We start from the raw sequence: 14,737 nt of genomic DNA on the forward strand, positions 1-14,737 counted from the left end.
TTTGCTATTTCACATAGCTTGTTTATATGATTTAAGTTTGTTAAATCAATTCTAAAGAATTAAGCGCGGTTGGGAGGAGGCGTGGGGACCAGGGGATGGTATGGATCCACATATCGCCGAGAATGTTCTATAAAGCTATTTGTTACTCCGTATTCCAATTCAAGACATACATAAGTTAAATCAAATTTTTGAAGAAATAGCTTCTGCTCTGAAAATTTGACAGATGACTTACTGGAATCATCACCATGGTTTTCAGTTTCGAGTTGCATAATGACAGAATTCATAAACCTTCCATCAAAATGAGAAAAAAATACAGGTGCGCCCGAAATAATCATCTTAGCAGCAAAAATGCTGATAAATGATAAAACGAGTAACATTTTGTATTTTCTAATCCACATAACTAATTTTTAAAATCAGAGTTCGTCAAAAATAATTCCGAAAAACAACATTTTCAAAATTTATAAGTAATAAAATTGTAATATAAAGATTTTATTAGGCCAATATCAAAATTATTAGGCATTTTCAAAATTGATTTATAAAGTACCAATTATCTAATGTCCCTTAAAACAATAAAGCAACTTCTACAAATGAAAAGGTTTTTATTTTATTTTTTCACCTTGCTTCCCTTCATCTCTTTTTCCCAAAATAATAATGCACCCTCTTCTAATGACATCCATGACATTAAAATAACGGGCTACCTGCAAACCCAATTTCAAAAGGCACAATCACCAGGCATTTACTCATGGTCTGGCGGCGATTTCAACACCAATTCAGATAGCCGATTTATAATTAGAAGAGGAAGGCTTAAAATTGACAGGGTAGATAAATTTTCCAGTATTGTTTTTCAGTTAGATGGTACACAAGATGGTATAAGGCTAATGGATGCCTTTATTCAGTTCCACGATTCGACCTTTACCTCTTTCAAACTTACAGCAGGATTGTTCAATAGACCATTTGGTTATTCCATAGTTTACTCATCAGGGTATAGAGATTTTCCTGAAAGAGCCAGGGTTTTTCAGACCCTAATGCCAAGAGAGCGCGACATAGGTGCCATGCTCAGTTTTCAGCCTAAAAAAACTGCTCGCTTCTTAACTGCAGACCTCGCTATAGTGAATGGAAGTGGGCTAAGTGCCAGAGATTATGATTCGAGAAAGGATATCATTGGCAATTTAGGCTTCAAGTTTGATAGTCTGGTGAACAAGAAGTTGCATTTGGGCTTTGGTGGTTCTATCTATAAAGGTACGGTAAGAAGTAATACCAATACTTATTTTAAACCCACAAACAATGGGTTCATTGGCATTACCGACGCGAATAACGAAAATCGCAATTTTAAAAGAGACTATTACGGTGCCAATCTACAGTTAGCCTACGACAATAATTTCGGGAATACCACTTTTAAAACCGAATATATTCAGGGCAAGCAACCTGGTGTTGCAGCTTCTTCTAGCATATCGGGTTTTGCGGCCAGTCAAAGCTTTGCTATACAACCTAGCGGAAACTTATATCTTAGAAACTTTAATGGTTATTTCTTTTGGTTTACCCAGCAGATTTCGCACACAAAATTGACCGCTATTATAGGTTATGATGTTTACGACCCAAATACAGATATCGAAGAAAAAGAAATTGGTCGCCCAGGCAATAACACCACTGCAGGCGATATTAAGTTCAGTACATTGGGTTATGGTCTTACCTATGCTTTGAACAACCGACTAAAACTGACCATCTATAATGAGCACGTACATAATGACGCTACACTTTTAACTGATTATCAAGGCGATGTTAAAGACAATGTTTTTACTACACGCTTACAATATAGATGGTAGAGAACATGAGGAGTCGACACTTATCATTAAAAAAATTAATTTAGCTACTATGGTTCATCCCTATACTTGAAACCTTATGGAAACCATTGTAATATTTTTCGTTATCAAATCTTTTAGAAAAGCCATTTAGTATATTGGCATGAAAATAGGCGGTATGAACAATAAAATTGAGATCTTAAAAAACAAAATACAACAAGCACATTTAGGCGGAGGGCAAGCTCGAATAGACAGCCAACATAAGAAAGGTAAGCTTACCGCTCGTGAGCGTATTTATTTCCTATTAGATGAGGGCAGCTTTGAAGAAATTGGCATGTTGGTTACCCATCGCAGTACCGATTTCGGAATGGAAAAGGAAAAATATCCAGGTGATGGCGTCATTACCGGTTATGGAACGGTAAATGGCAGGCTTACCTATGTTTTTTCTCAAGACTTTACCGTATTCGGAGGTTCTTTATCTGAAACACATGCCGAAAAGATCTGTAAGATCATGGACATGGCCATGAAAAATGGGGCCCCTATCATTGGCCTAAATGATAGTGGTGGAGCCCGTATTCAAGAGGGTGTGGTGTCTCTTGGAGGCTATGCTGATATTTTCTACAGGAATGTACAAGCTTCCGGTGTAATTCCTCAGCTTTCCGCTATTATGGGCCCTTGTGCTGGTGGTGCAGTGTACTCTCCGGCCATTACTGATTTTATTCTAATGGTAGAAAATACCTCTTACATGTTCGTCACCGGCCCGAACGTAGTAAAAACAGTAACCCATGAAGAGGTAAGTTCAGAGGAACTTGGTGGCGCAAGCACCCATGCTACAAAATCAGGCGTTACCCATTTTGCCTGTACAAATGAAATTGATGCCATCAACCACCTCAAAAAGCTGCTAAGCTACCTGCCGCAAAATTGTGAGGACATCCCGTCGGATTTGCCTTATGAGATAGGTGACGAAACCAAAAAGGAATTAGATAATATCCTACCCAGCAACACCAATCAGCCTTATGATATCCGAGAAGTGATCAATATCGTAACCGATCACGAAAGCTTTTTGGAAGTACATGCTGCCTATGCAGAAAACATTGTGGTGGGCTTTGCCAGGTTAGCTGGTAGAAGTATTGGCATAATTGCCAATCAACCTGCTTATTTAGCAGGAGTTTTAGATAATAATGCTTCGGTTAAAGCAGCGCGTTTTGTTCGTTTTTGCGATTGTTTCAACATTCCCCTTTTGGTATTTGAAGACGTACCCGGTTTCTTGCCAGGAACTGATCAAGAATGGAATGGCATCATCACCAATGGTGCGAAACTATTGTATGCTTTTAGCGAAGCCACTGTGCCACGCATTACTGTAATTACACGCAAGGCATATGGAGGTGCCTACGATGTCATGAATTCCAAACATATCGGAGCGGATATGAATTATGCTTGGCCGAGTGCCGAAATTGCAGTTATGGGTGCAAAAGGTGCTGCAGAGATCATTTTTAAAAAAGAAATCTCAAGCGCTGAAAATCCAGAAGAAAAATGGCTGGAGAAAGAGAAATTATATTCCGATATTTTTGCCAATCCCTACCGGGCTGCAGAACGAGGTTTTGTGGATGAGGTTATAGAACCATCACAAACTAGAATTAAATTAATAAAGGCATTTAAAATGTTGGAGAATAAGGTAGTAAACAATCCTAGAAAGAAACACGGAAATATTCCTTTGTAAACATTGGGTTTTAGAACCCCATCTGGGTTCTTATACTTTACGCTCCCAAACCATATACCTAATATGATATGCAACATATTTTAAAACGAGCCGACGTAATTCTAATGGCCTTTTGTACAGGGCTCATCGTAGCAAATATTTACTATTGCCAACCATTGGTCATATTGGTAGCCAAAGAGTTTAAGCTAACAGAAAGTACAGCTGGCAGCATCGCTTATTTAACTCAGGCCGGTTATGCGATTGGCCTTTTCCTCCTGGTACCATTGGGCGATATGTTTGAAAGGAAGAAACAGATATTGGTGATAACTACATTGGCCATTGTTTCCTTACTTATTGCTGGATTTTCACATAGCTTTTTGGTTTTGGCCATAGCAAGTGTACTTATTGGTGCCTGTTCTATAGTGCCTCAACTTATTCTTCCACTAACCGCCTCATTAAGTGATGATGAAAGCCGGGGCCACAACATAGGCATTGTAATGAGTGGTCTATTGGTAGGAATTCTCGCTTCCAGGGCAATTAGCGGCATAGTAGGCGACTTATTGGGCTGGCGTGCCATGTTTCGATTGCTGCGGCCATTTGTGCTTTGTTGATTTTCTTAATGGCACTTCGCTTTCCTAAAAGTGCCCCCTCTTTTAAAGGCAGTTACCAAGAATTAATGAGCTCCATGTTTTCCTATATCAAGACACAGCCCGTATTAAGGGAAGCATCGTTGATCAATTTCTTTGCTTTTATTGTCATTATGGGATTTTGGACCACGATGGTACTGTTCTTGGCCAATAAACCTTTTCACTTTAACACTTCGCAAATAGGCCTATTCGGTATTGCCGGTGCTGCAGGTGCACTTGCAGCACCGCTAGTGGGCAAACTTAGTGATGGCACCAATCCTAGAAAGAATCTCCTAATCGGTTTTATTTTGGAACTGATAAGCGTAGCACTTTTTTACTTTACCGGCAGCAACATTTTTCTTTTTGTAATAGGCATTATCTTGATAGATATTGGCCAACAGGCCATACACGTGACCAATCAGACCAGAATATATACCCTTTTACCTGAAGCCAGGAACCGACTTAACACCATATTTATGTCTGTTAGCTTTGTAGGAGCAAGTTGTGGCTCTGCATTGGGCCTATGGCTATGGAGCCTAGGCGGATGGGCCATGTTCTGCTATGGCATTACTGCTATTATTCTTTTAAACATTATTATTTATAAGTTATATTCGAAGAAAACTTAAAGATGAAACCGTCTAAAATAGGCCATAACCTCTCATTAATTTTTGTATTATCTGTCTGCTGTTCATTAGTTAGTTTTGCTCAGCAAGAAACCGTTCAAAACAAACAACCCACAGAAGTAGCATCGTTAAACAAAATCAGACTTAATCTGATAGGTTTAGGTTATGAACGAGAACAGAAAATTGGCAAAACCACTACCTTTTATGTAGGCGCAGGGCTCGAAGGTTCATTCATCTACAATTATGAACTTCAAATTCAGCAAACCTACTCTTCTAATGGCTCTCTTAACTATACTTATACCTCAAAAAGTAACTCAGAATTCAAAATATTCCCTGCTCTAAACACAGGTATTAGATATTATTATAATTTCCAACGCCGAATAAAAAAAGGAAAGAATACCTTCAACAATGCAGCTGGTTACATTGCTTTTGATATGTTGGGTTTATTCCCTACGAAAGAAGAGGGAATAGATTATCAAATCAATTTAGGCCCAATGTGGGGTTTTCAAACGAATGCAGGCAAGAAAGTAAATTTTGAGCTTTGTTTAGGCCCTGGATTTGCGATAACCAACAAAGAGACGGCTTTTTATGGTGTCGGCGGAAAAATAGGGTTTAGTTTCTTACTATGATGGATGCAGTAGTAGAGCAAATTTTTCCGACACTTACTTGGCGCATCAGAAAACTGGCCATGTATCCCGATAAGGAAATCATAGACATGGAATTACCTGATGATTTTGATGGGATTCATTTTGGGCTTTACTACCAACACGAACTTACCGGAGTAGTATCTTTATTTATGCAAGGCAATATTGCACAGTTCAGAAAAATGGCCATTTTACCAGGTGCACAGGGAAAGGGGCTGGGCAAACAATTGCTCGAATATTTGATTGATTATTGCAAGACACAAGGTATAAACACACTGTGGTGTAATGCCAGGACCATTGCCATTGGCTTTTATACAAAAATTGGTTTCGTAGTTAAAGGTAAACCCTATCTACGAAACCAAATCGAATATATTCGTGCAGAAATTACGGTTTAGGTAATGCTTTATTCAAATCCATTATCGGTGTTAGGCCCTGTGATGGCACGTAAATGATCTGGGGCAAACTACCTTTGTCGGCAAGCTTCTCCAAGGTCCTGATAAATAGATACTGGTTGTAAGTAGCTGATAAGGTGCCATTTTCCACACGCATGGCCTCTGCCATACCTTTTGCACGCTCAATTTCGGCTTCGGCGTTTAATTTTTCAGCTTCAAGCCTTGCTTTGGCCTCTTCTACCAAGATCCTTCGATTTTGCTCTGCCTTAGCCATTTCGGCCTTTCCGGCCATCTCTTGCTGCCATACATTGTACTTTGGCAGACCATACATTAAACAAACAATTACGATCAAAATAAAGAGTACGGCAGGAACAAAGATTTTCGTTACATTCATAAAAGATAAGTTTTAATAGTTAACTAGTAATATAATGAATTTCCTGTCAAAATTCAAGAAACGGGTTTCATAATATACCTTTAATATGTACATTTACCACCATACATATATAAAAAACTATGGCAAAGAAAGCATCATGATTTTCCAAAATCGATGAAAAAATGTATAAAATCATGATAGCTTCGTCACAATTGAAAACAATGTTATACAGATGAAAAAAAAAGAAAAGAAAAAACATGAGCCTGTAGTTACCAAAAAATCGCTACAGTTTTTTGAAAAATATATCAATAACGCAGCCCCTACTGGCTACGAGTGGGAAGGTCAAAAACTCTGGTTAGATTACCTAAAACCTTATGTAGACGAACATTTCATAGACAATTATGGTACAGCCGTGGGGGTGATCAACCCTAAGGCAGCTTATAAAGTAGTAATAGAAGCACATGCCGATGAAATTTCCTGGTATGTGAACTATATTACCAATGATGGTTTGATTTATGTCATCCGTAATGGTGGTTCCGATCATCAGATTGCCCCTTCTAAACGGGTAAATATACACACCGAAAAGGGCTTTATAAAAGCTGTATTTGGTTGGCCTGCCATTCATACCCGTCATGGAGAAAAGGAGCAAACACCAGAACTTAAAAACATTTTTTTAGATTGCGGTTGCACCACCAAAGAAGAAGTCGAAGCCTTAGGCATTCATGTAGGCTGTGTCATTACCTACGAAGACGAGTTTATGGTATTGAATGACCGTTACTATGTGGGCCGTGCCCTAGATAACCGTGCTGGAGGATTTATGATTGCCGAAGTAGCACGTTTGCTAAAAGAGAACAAGAAAAAGCTGCCATTTGGCTTATATATTGTAAACTCCGTACAGGAAGAGATTGGTTTGCGTGGTGCAGAAATGATTGCCGACCACATTAAGCCAAATGTAGCGATCGTTACCGATGTTACACATGATACCACTACTCCTATGATTAATAAGATTACGCAAGGGGATCTTTCGGCAGGAAAAGGTCCTGTGGTTTCTTATGCGCCTGCTGTACAGACTAATTTAAATAAACTATTGATCAAAACAGCAGAAAAAGCAGGCATTCCTTTCCAACGTCAGGCTTCTTCACGTTCTACGGGGACCGATACCGATGCCTTTGCCTATTCTAATGGCGGTGTGCCTTCCGCATTAATCTCTCTACCATTACGCTATATGCACACTACTGTAGAAATGGTGCACAAGGAAGATGTAGACAATGTCATCAGCCTCATTTACGAGAGTTTGCTGGCCATTAAAGATGGTCAGGATTTTAGAGAATTCACTAAAATTTAATCAGAATACGAGAGGCCTGAAAATTATTCAGGCCTTTTTCATATCCAGTCATTATCCATTATAATCGATAAAAAAATGCCCTTATGTGTCTATGTGGTTCATTTAATTAAAGAAAAGATACCACCACATAAAACACACATAGCATTAATAAAATGTCGTGGCCTATCCTTTATTATCTAAAAAATATTTTAATTTATGTATTTAACTACGTAGTTTTGTACATTATGAATATAACCATCGTTCCAATCTACAATAATGACAGCGAGGCTGTGATTAATATCATTTTACCGATACAACAAAATGAGTTCAACATAGCCATCGGCATCAAAGACCAACAAGACCTTTTAACCATCGAAGAATTCTACCATCACGGTGGAGGTCATTTTTGGGGTGCCAAAATTGACGGGGAATTAGTAGGCACCATAGGTCTTATCAAAAGCAGCGAGGACTTTGGTACCATTAGAAAAATGTTTGTTAAAAAAGAATATAGAGGCAAAGATTTTGGAATAGCTCAACTATTATTGGATACTTTGGTTACCTACAGTAAAGAAATTGGTTTAAAAGACCTATACTTGGGAACAAAGGATGTCTTACAAGCTGCATTACGTTTTTATGAAAAAAACGGTTTTTCGGTCATCCATAAAAATGAATTACCAAAAGTTTTTCCTATAATGGCTGTTGATAATGTCTTTTGCCGGTTAGCGCTAAAATAGATAGCCCATGAATATCATAAATAGTGTAGGCACATTAGCCCTATCTACCCGCTTACAGCGGTTGAGTGAACAATTGCGCAAGGATGGAGCTTTATTATACAAAGAGTATAATATCGATTTCGAACCTAAGTGGTTTCCGGTAATCTATACACTTTACCAAAGAAAAAAACTAAATATCATAGAAATTGCATCAGAAATTGGTTATAGCCATCCATCAACCATCAGCCTGCTGAAAGAATTAGAAAAAGAAAAAATTGTGCAATCTAAAAAAGATAAAAAAGATGAACGTAAGCGAATTGTTTCGCTCACTACAAAAGGTGAATCACTGGTTTCGGACATGTTGCCCGTATGGTCAATCATAAACAAAGCATTGGAAGAAATCATAGATAATGAGAACAATCTATTGAAGGCCATAAATGAAGCGGAGGAAAAAATCAAAAGATCGAGCTTTTTTCAACGTGCTTTAATATTAAAAGAGAAAGCAGCGTTATAAATATCTTACAGATATCTCTTTCCAAAAAAGGCTAGATTATATTTACTTTTAGTAAAAACTACCATCGCCCCTACGCATAATCTGTCTACCATTACGTCCCCTTGCTCCGGTCCATTTCTGCAAACGAACATTTGCCCTTAGCATAAAATACCGGCTTAAAGCATTCGTTCTGGTCTCTGTTTTCATTAAGTCGGTTACGTTAAGGTTGATGAAGTTATTCTCTTTCAATAAGTCAAATGCTTGAAAGGTAATTGATGCCCTACGTTTCCAGAACTCTTTCTGAAGATAGGCGTTGATCACCAAAGGATTACTGGTGATATTGGCATCTAGTCCAGTTACAAAATTCTTACTGGCACTATAACCAAAAATCAAGGATTGCCACATGTAAAACTTACCATCTATATTTAAAGACAAAGTTTTAGTATTAACAGTATTCGTACTTATTGTATTGTCTGATTTTGTGATGTTATAGGCAACATTTGGGTTAACTTCAAGCCATTCGTTAGGATTGATCCGTGGTCCAAACCGTTCCGTGATATTCCAAGTTCTGGTAATACTTTCCCTATTATTACTCATGGATACGCCATGATTATATGAGGCATTTCCACTAAGTGCGAGGTTATATTTACGATTATTGAGTTGTTTGCTAATCGAATAATTACCCCCAATACGGTAAGCTCCGTTCATATTGGTATATCGGGTTTCATTTTTTTCTAGTTGTCCACTTGAATTAAATAACTGAACTACATTGCGTACTACCGAATTATCGATAAAAGTGGCATTAAGGTTTACGGAATAATTGAGTTTATGGTTCGCGATATAATTATTATAATTAGCATTGACTGTATGGTTAAAGGTCACTTTCAAATCTGGATTACCCACTACCGGATTTTGTGGGTTTGATACATCCCTTACAGGCTGTATTTGGTCGAAAGTAGGCTCATTAGCACTGCCAGAATAATTGACCTGCACACTATGTTGCCTAGACCAGGCGTATTGAAATCTTGCTATGGGGATCAGGTTAAAGCTGTTACGTCTGGTTGTAGTACCTAAACTGACCTTGGTACCACTTAATATGCCTGGTACGCCCGTAAGGCCTAAAGAAAACCTAACTTTTGAAGTTGATGACAATCCATAACGGTAATTTAGGGCAATACGGGCCTGCGTAAATGAATAATCATAAATATTACTCAGCGAGTCTACCACGTGTCTATTTTCAAACGCATCAATATTACTTGTAATCGCTCTATTATCATAACCATTATAGTTAATCTGTCCATTAAATTCCAACTGGCTATTCGCCGCTAATGGCTCTACATAAGTAAGGCTCCCTCTGTAATTGCTTGTTTGGTTTGTTCTTTCTACTAATCGATGTACAAGTGAATCTAGGCTATTGATATCATCTTTATAAAATTTGGTATTACGCTCCTGATCAGTTTCCTGGTTTGCGGTATTAAAGCTCAATTGCATTGAAAAGTTTCTACGCGGCTTATTAAATATATGCTGATAAAATATGGTTGCCCCAACACTTGGTCTTGTATTTTTCCCAGAATTTATACCTAATTGATTTTGAGTAATCAAAGTCCCAGTTTGACCTATAGCAGATTGACTATTATTATTGGAAGAATTAAGGGTAACTTCTGGAACAACCCTCAGAAAATTATTACTGTCCAGATCTGCCTCTAATTCAAAATTAAAAGTATGTGTTTTTGTTCGATTATTTCTCTCACTTTCATTTGAAGAGAAGATGGTACCATTCGTACTGTAAATTTCGGAAAGACTACTGTTCAGCAAATTGACATTGCTGAAATTATAACGATAGCTTGTATTGATCCTTACCTTTTTATTTAGCTGATCTCTAAAAGAAAAGGTTGAATTTCCGCTATTGCTCATTCCTCCACTTCCGTTCGAAGAATTGCCATTATTGTTATTTCCCCCTCCATTTCCTCTATTTCCGCCACCCTGGCTAGCGTTAACCCTAGCTCCGCCATTTCCACTGTTATTGGTGTCTCCGCCATTTGCGCCACTATTGGCCACGCCATTTACTGTATTATTTAAGCGTAAATTAACTGCCATATTTTGGTTGCCATTTAACCTGGTTCCAAAAACAGCACCTTCATAGCGTTCATTACTTCCACCCCCAGCACTAATATTAGCAGAATTTCCCACTGACTTGTCTGTTCGGGTTACAATGTTCAATATTTTTTCTGGATCACCATCCTTGATACCCGTTCTTGCGGCCTGATCTCCATAATCGTCTACGATCTGTATTTTATCTACAATTTCGGCCGGGAGATTTTGGATAGCTGTACCGACATCACCTCCAGCATAAACTTTTCCATTTATTTTAGCCTTGGTAACGTTGTTTCCCTGATGGATTAATGTGCCATCATTTCCTACCTCCATACCCTCCATTTTCTTTAATAGCTCATCTACGGTAGCATTTTCCCTGACAATATAATCACTCGCCTTATACTCTACCGTATCTGTTTTATAGGTTATGGATGGTGTGCCATTAATTACGACCTCATTTAGTGTATTGGCTATGGCTTTTAATATAATAGGATCCATTACAATACGTGGTACGGCATCATTTTGTTTATACTTATTAATTTGCTGCTTATAGCCCATCATAGTAAAACTCATGGTATAGGTGGCCATTTTTACATTTTTAAATACAAAAATACCATCTGGATTAGTGCTTGCGACCAAAGTATCTCTATCTGACGTTAGACGAACAGTAACACCTGGAACACCTAAATCTGTAGTATCTTTTACAATACCACTAATTTCCCTAGTAGCTAATGGCGGTGGAACATTTTTTCCTCTTGGCGAATTTTGTGCAAAAATATTTAAGCTACCCAAAAGCACAAAGATAAAGGCAGTCAAAAGGTTCAGATAGTTCATTCTTTTGGAAAGGGTATGGTTCATGTAACGGCGTGTAATATTTAGACTATTGCTTTTGAAGTATATACTTTCCCCAAAAATCTGTTGAACTTAAAAGGTCTTGTCGGGCAGTATTATTGTTGGGGCTGGCACCACCAAAATTGCCCCTTACCGCACCACCACCAAAACCACTTCCAGTATTTCCATTCCCCCTTAAGATGAAACCTCCTCCATCTATCCTTCCATTAAGCTTAATTTGGTAAGCAAATTCTTTGGTATTAGAAATATCAAGTGCAGTCAAAGGAATTGCTAATTCATAAAAATAGGTGCCTGTTTCATCGATAGTTGCTGCGGCTTTTATCCCATATTCATTATATATAGAGATCAGAGAATCGCTTATTTCTTTAAACCCTATCACTTTTATTTCCTTCACGCTAGCCAATTGAGATTTTCTCTGTACCAGCGCTATGGAATCTCGATGTTCCTGACTCTGCTCATTCCTATTTTGTCCTACTGGATTCCTATTACCTACATTTCTATTATTTCTGGTAATTAAAGGATAAGTGATAGAAAAAGCACCTTCTTCTTTTTTCTTTCCTTTATTATTTACGGTAAATGTAATTCCTCCTACCATAATTTTATTCACTACGGTATTATTTGCAGACTTAACTACTAAGTATAGATTTTTATTATCGTTAGAAACCGTATAATAAATTTCTGTTCTTTTATTCTCAGCGGCAAAACTATTATTCCACTCGGTTGATTTTCCATCGACTCGAATCCCATTTGGTGCCCAAATACCAGTTGTTTGTATCTCAGGCAACTTTTGGGCAAAACAAGAACAAGAAAACACAATAAAAAGTAATAAGTAAATTACCTTCATAAAGGCTTGATTTTAGGTTTACATTTGTTGTTTAGTTCCTTCAATAGACGAAAAAAAACTGAAAAGGATTAATTTATTTGGCGTATGCGCAAAAAAAATCCCCAAATTGTACATTTGAGGATCTAATTAGCTTATATATTTTTCTATTTTTTAGGCTTATATGTTGCTGCCAGTTTTAATGCATTATAAGCGTTAACCACTCCTCCGCTCACACATAATTCTGAAAAGTTGGTACGAACAGTCTCATCTTTATCATTCTTATACTTGACTTTACGCGTAACCTTTGTTACCGACTGCATGATAATATCCTTTACGTCTACAGCAGTCAGCTCTGGATAATAGCTCAAAATTAAAGCTGCTAGACCAGAAACAACAGGTGCTGCCATACTGGTACCATCAAACTCTTCATATTTAGAGCCGGGAACCGTTGAATTGATCATGAAACCTGGCGCAAATACGTCTACATTATACTTCCCATAATTAGAGAAAGAGGCTTTCAAATTATCATCATCTTTATAAGCACTGGCCCCCACTTCAATCCAATTATGTGCATGAGGTAGTCTATATTTATTAGAATCTAATGGAATGGCTTTTGCAAAAGCATCTGGTTGCCTTTGCGCATATTGACCTCTATTTGCCATATCCTTTGCTGAAGGAAGAACAAGAGCTTTGGGTTCCACTTTCTTATTTTTTAGGGCATAGGCTTCTGCTTCCGGACCATCATAATATTTATTAGGGTAGTTCTCGGTAATGTCATTATTCTGGTTGTCATTACCAGCAGCATGAACCAGCAAAACACCTTTAGATTCAGCATACTTCACGGCCTCGTCCACCACTTTTTTATCCCACTTATAACCTTTTCCAAAGCTCATATTAATTACTCTAGCGCCATTATCTACAGCATACCTAATACCATTTGCCACATCTTTGTCTCTTTCATCACCTTGAGGTACAACCCTTATGCTCATAATACTTACATGATCAGCCACGCCCATAATGCCGATGCCATTTTTTCTGTTCGCTCCAATTATACCTGATACGTGTGTACCATGCTCAGCATCTGGTCCTGTTACATCATTATTACCATAAATTCGTTCATTAGCATTTGCATAATCATCTCCCACTAACAAGGCTCGCTCATCATATTGCTCATTTAGATTATACTTGAGCATTTCCTCCAATTCCTTATAACCTCTTTCTATTGTTCTATAGAACTTTTCAATGCTTCCCTCGTCCTTTGATCCTTTTCTGATAATCTTTTTAATATAGTCTTCCATCTCATCGTCACCTTTATAACGCTCTATATCTTCTAATGAAGGAATTTTCTTCCGGTTAATAAGGGCGACAGAATCCATTACTTTTTTAATGGCAATATAAATTGGGAAAGCAGAACTTGCCTCATCATATTTCTTTCCAAAATCAGATACTACTCTTCTATATAAATCATATTCTACTTTCTCAGCACTATCTAAAACAGTACTTCTGATCACCGATCTGTATTTAGGCTCTAACTTTCTTTTAATCCTTACCAATTCGAGGTTATCATGGGCCAAATCTCCATTTTTCGATCCTATGAAGTTCCATCCATGCACATCATCAACATAGCCATTTTTATCATCATCAATACCATTTCCAGGAATTTCTTTTGTATTAGTCCATAATACGTCCTTTAAGTCTTCATGCTTAATATCAGTTCCCCCATCAATTACTGCAACAATCACTTTTTGCTTTGGTTTCTTATCGTTTAACAGTTCTTTATAAGCTCTCTCTGTACTAATTCCAAAATAACCATCTGTAGCCAAATCAAGATTAAACCAATTGGGCGGTAATTTTACATTTTTATCTTGGGCTTGGGCGTAGTTAAAGAAACCAAATGTCAGTAGCGCAAGAAAAAATATTTTATTAAACTTCATATACACAGATTGAAAATATAACATAAGATACAAAAATAGCTTTTTAAGAGCGGAAGAATAAACAGCATAGAAACTTTAACAAAAATTAACAGCCTTGCTATTGAAAAAAGAAAAATTATGCTGTATTTGAACCGAATGTTCTGATTGATTTTTTTGTCTTAGCGTATGAGCACGCTCCGATTACCTATTTGGGCCTTTTGGGTTTGTCCATGGTCCCTGGTCGGTCGGTGGCGTTGAATCAAAAAAGCCCCGACCATTTCTGGAGGGGGCGTTTAGGTATAGGCACCGACCTACTCTCCCACGTGTTACCGCAGTACCATCGGCTCAGGCGGGCTTAACTTCTCTGTT

14 protein-coding genes are annotated in these 14,737 nt (G+C 37.7%); 9 read left to right on the forward strand and 5 right to left on the reverse strand.

The genetic code is table 11. The features are described 5' to 3' along the window. Window positions 1–59: 59 nt before the first annotated feature. Complete coding sequence (locus JHD79_RS13075; RefSeq protein WP_199119710.1) at window positions 60–398, reverse strand: hypothetical protein; 339 nt, start codon at window positions 396–398, stop codon at window positions 60–62. A gap of 189 nt (window positions 399–587) precedes the next feature. On the opposite strand from JHD79_RS13075, the gene JHD79_RS13080 reads away from it, so the two are divergent. From JHD79_RS13080 to JHD79_RS13100, 6 genes are all read left to right on the forward strand, one after another. Beyond that, window positions 588–1,823 (forward strand): porin, encoded by a 1,236-nt coding sequence (locus JHD79_RS13080; RefSeq protein WP_199119712.1) that lies wholly within the window; start codon window positions 588–590, stop codon window positions 1,821–1,823. 154 nt (window positions 1,824–1,977) lie between these two features. Continuing rightward, window positions 1,978–3,519: an acyl-CoA carboxylase subunit beta gene (locus tag JHD79_RS13085; protein WP_199119713.1), complete on the forward strand. Its 1,542-nt coding sequence runs from the start codon at window positions 1,978–1,980 to the stop codon at window positions 3,517–3,519. Window positions 3,520–3,587: 68 nt separating this feature from the next. Then, window positions 3,588–4,109, forward strand: coding sequence for an MFS transporter (locus JHD79_RS22795; protein WP_233164691.1), 522 nt, complete (start codon window positions 3,588–3,590; stop codon window positions 4,107–4,109). 8 nt (window positions 4,110–4,117) lie between these two features. Then, window positions 4,118–4,750, forward strand: a complete 633-nt coding sequence (locus tag JHD79_RS22800) for an MFS transporter (protein ID WP_233164692.1) — start codon at window positions 4,118–4,120, stop codon at window positions 4,748–4,750. 2 nt (window positions 4,751–4,752) lie between these two features. Further along, window positions 4,753–5,376 (forward strand): hypothetical protein, encoded by a 624-nt coding sequence (locus JHD79_RS13095; protein ID WP_199119715.1) that lies wholly within the window; start codon window positions 4,753–4,755, stop codon window positions 5,374–5,376. After that, window positions 5,373–5,786 (forward strand): GNAT family N-acetyltransferase, encoded by a 414-nt coding sequence (locus tag JHD79_RS13100; protein WP_199119717.1) that lies wholly within the window; start codon window positions 5,373–5,375, stop codon window positions 5,784–5,786. Before JHD79_RS13095 ends, JHD79_RS13100 begins: the two co-directional genes overlap by 4 nt. Here the strand turns inward: JHD79_RS13100 and JHD79_RS13105 are convergent. Next, a complete protein-coding gene (locus JHD79_RS13105; protein WP_199119719.1) occupies window positions 5,776–6,177 on the reverse strand; it encodes a hypothetical protein in 402 nt (133 codons plus the stop codon). The genes JHD79_RS13100 and JHD79_RS13105 overlap by 11 nt on opposite strands. 211 nt (window positions 6,178–6,388) lie before the next feature. On the opposite strand from JHD79_RS13105, the gene JHD79_RS13110 reads away from it, so the two are divergent. The 3 genes from JHD79_RS13110 (at window position 6,389) to JHD79_RS13120 (ending at window position 8,707) form a co-directional block, all read left to right on the forward strand. Further along, the gene (locus JHD79_RS13110) at window positions 6,389–7,501 is read left to right on the forward strand and encodes a M42 family metallopeptidase (RefSeq protein ID WP_199119721.1); all 1,113 of its coding nucleotides are present in this window, start codon (window positions 6,389–6,391) and stop codon (window positions 7,499–7,501) included. A gap of 224 nt (window positions 7,502–7,725) precedes the next feature. Continuing rightward, on the forward strand, window positions 7,726–8,214 hold the full coding sequence (locus JHD79_RS13115) for a GNAT family N-acetyltransferase (RefSeq protein ID WP_199119723.1): 489 nt from the start codon (window positions 7,726–7,728) through the stop codon (window positions 8,212–8,214). Between the two features lie 7 nt (window positions 8,215–8,221). Beyond that, window positions 8,222–8,707 carry a MarR family winged helix-turn-helix transcriptional regulator gene (locus JHD79_RS13120; protein ID WP_199119725.1) on the forward strand — a complete coding sequence of 162 codons (486 nt, stop codon included), beginning with the start codon at window positions 8,222–8,224 and terminating at the stop codon, window positions 8,705–8,707. A 48-nt stretch (window positions 8,708–8,755) separates the two neighbouring features. Here the strand turns inward: JHD79_RS13120 and JHD79_RS13125 are convergent, their stop codons facing one another. From JHD79_RS13125 to JHD79_RS13135, 3 genes are all read right to left on the reverse strand, one after another. Then, entirely contained in the window at window positions 8,756–11,638 is a 2,883-nt protein-coding gene (locus JHD79_RS13125) for an outer membrane beta-barrel protein (RefSeq protein WP_233164693.1), read from the reverse strand. 22 nt (window positions 11,639–11,660) lie between these two features. Next, window positions 11,661–12,476, reverse strand: coding sequence for a hypothetical protein (locus JHD79_RS13130; RefSeq protein ID WP_199119726.1), 816 nt, complete (start codon window positions 12,474–12,476; stop codon window positions 11,661–11,663). A gap of 143 nt (window positions 12,477–12,619) precedes the next feature. Then, the gene (locus JHD79_RS13135; protein WP_199119728.1) at window positions 12,620–14,389 is read right to left on the reverse strand and encodes a S8 family peptidase; all 1,770 of its coding nucleotides are present in this window, start codon (window positions 14,387–14,389) and stop codon (window positions 12,620–12,622) included. Window positions 14,390–14,737: the final 348 nt, after the last annotated feature.

It is taken from the genome of Pedobacter sp. ASV28 (assembly GCF_016428855.1).
GTDB lineage: Bacteria > Bacteroidota > Bacteroidia > Sphingobacteriales > Sphingobacteriaceae > Pedobacter.

Coding starts and splice junctions, on each gene's coding strand:
- JHD79_RS13105 (WP_199119719.1), bottom strand. CDS start 6,177: ATGAATGTAACGAAAATCTTTGTTCCTGCCGTACTCTTTATTTTGATC.
- JHD79_RS13080 (WP_199119712.1), top strand. CDS start 588: ATGAAAAGGTTTTTATTTTATTTTTTCACCTTGCTTCCCTTCATCTCT.
- JHD79_RS13095 (WP_199119715.1), top strand. CDS start 4,753: ATGAAACCGTCTAAAATAGGCCATAACCTCTCATTAATTTTTGTATTA.
- JHD79_RS13075 (WP_199119710.1), bottom strand. CDS start 398: ATGTGGATTAGAAAATACAAAATGTTACTCGTTTTATCATTTATCAGC.
- JHD79_RS22800 (WP_233164692.1), top strand. CDS start 4,118: ATGGCACTTCGCTTTCCTAAAAGTGCCCCCTCTTTTAAAGGCAGTTAC.
- JHD79_RS13115 (WP_199119723.1), top strand. CDS start 7,726: ATGAATATAACCATCGTTCCAATCTACAATAATGACAGCGAGGCTGTG.
- JHD79_RS13120 (WP_199119725.1), top strand. CDS start 8,222: ATGAATATCATAAATAGTGTAGGCACATTAGCCCTATCTACCCGCTTA.
- JHD79_RS13130 (WP_199119726.1), bottom strand. CDS start 12,476: ATGAAGGTAATTTACTTATTACTTTTTATTGTGTTTTCTTGTTCTTGT.
- JHD79_RS13110 (WP_199119721.1), top strand. CDS start 6,389: ATGAAAAAAAAAGAAAAGAAAAAACATGAGCCTGTAGTTACCAAAAAA.
- JHD79_RS13085 (WP_199119713.1), top strand. CDS start 1,978: ATGAACAATAAAATTGAGATCTTAAAAAACAAAATACAACAAGCACAT.
- JHD79_RS13135 (WP_199119728.1), bottom strand. CDS start 14,389: ATGAAGTTTAATAAAATATTTTTTCTTGCGCTACTGACATTTGGTTTC.
- JHD79_RS22795 (WP_233164691.1), top strand. CDS start 3,588: ATGCAACATATTTTAAAACGAGCCGACGTAATTCTAATGGCCTTTTGT.
- JHD79_RS13100 (WP_199119717.1), top strand. CDS start 5,373: ATGATGGATGCAGTAGTAGAGCAAATTTTTCCGACACTTACTTGGCGC.
- JHD79_RS13125 (WP_233164693.1), bottom strand. CDS start 11,638: ATGAACCATACCCTTTCCAAAAGAATGAACTATCTGAACCTTTTGACT.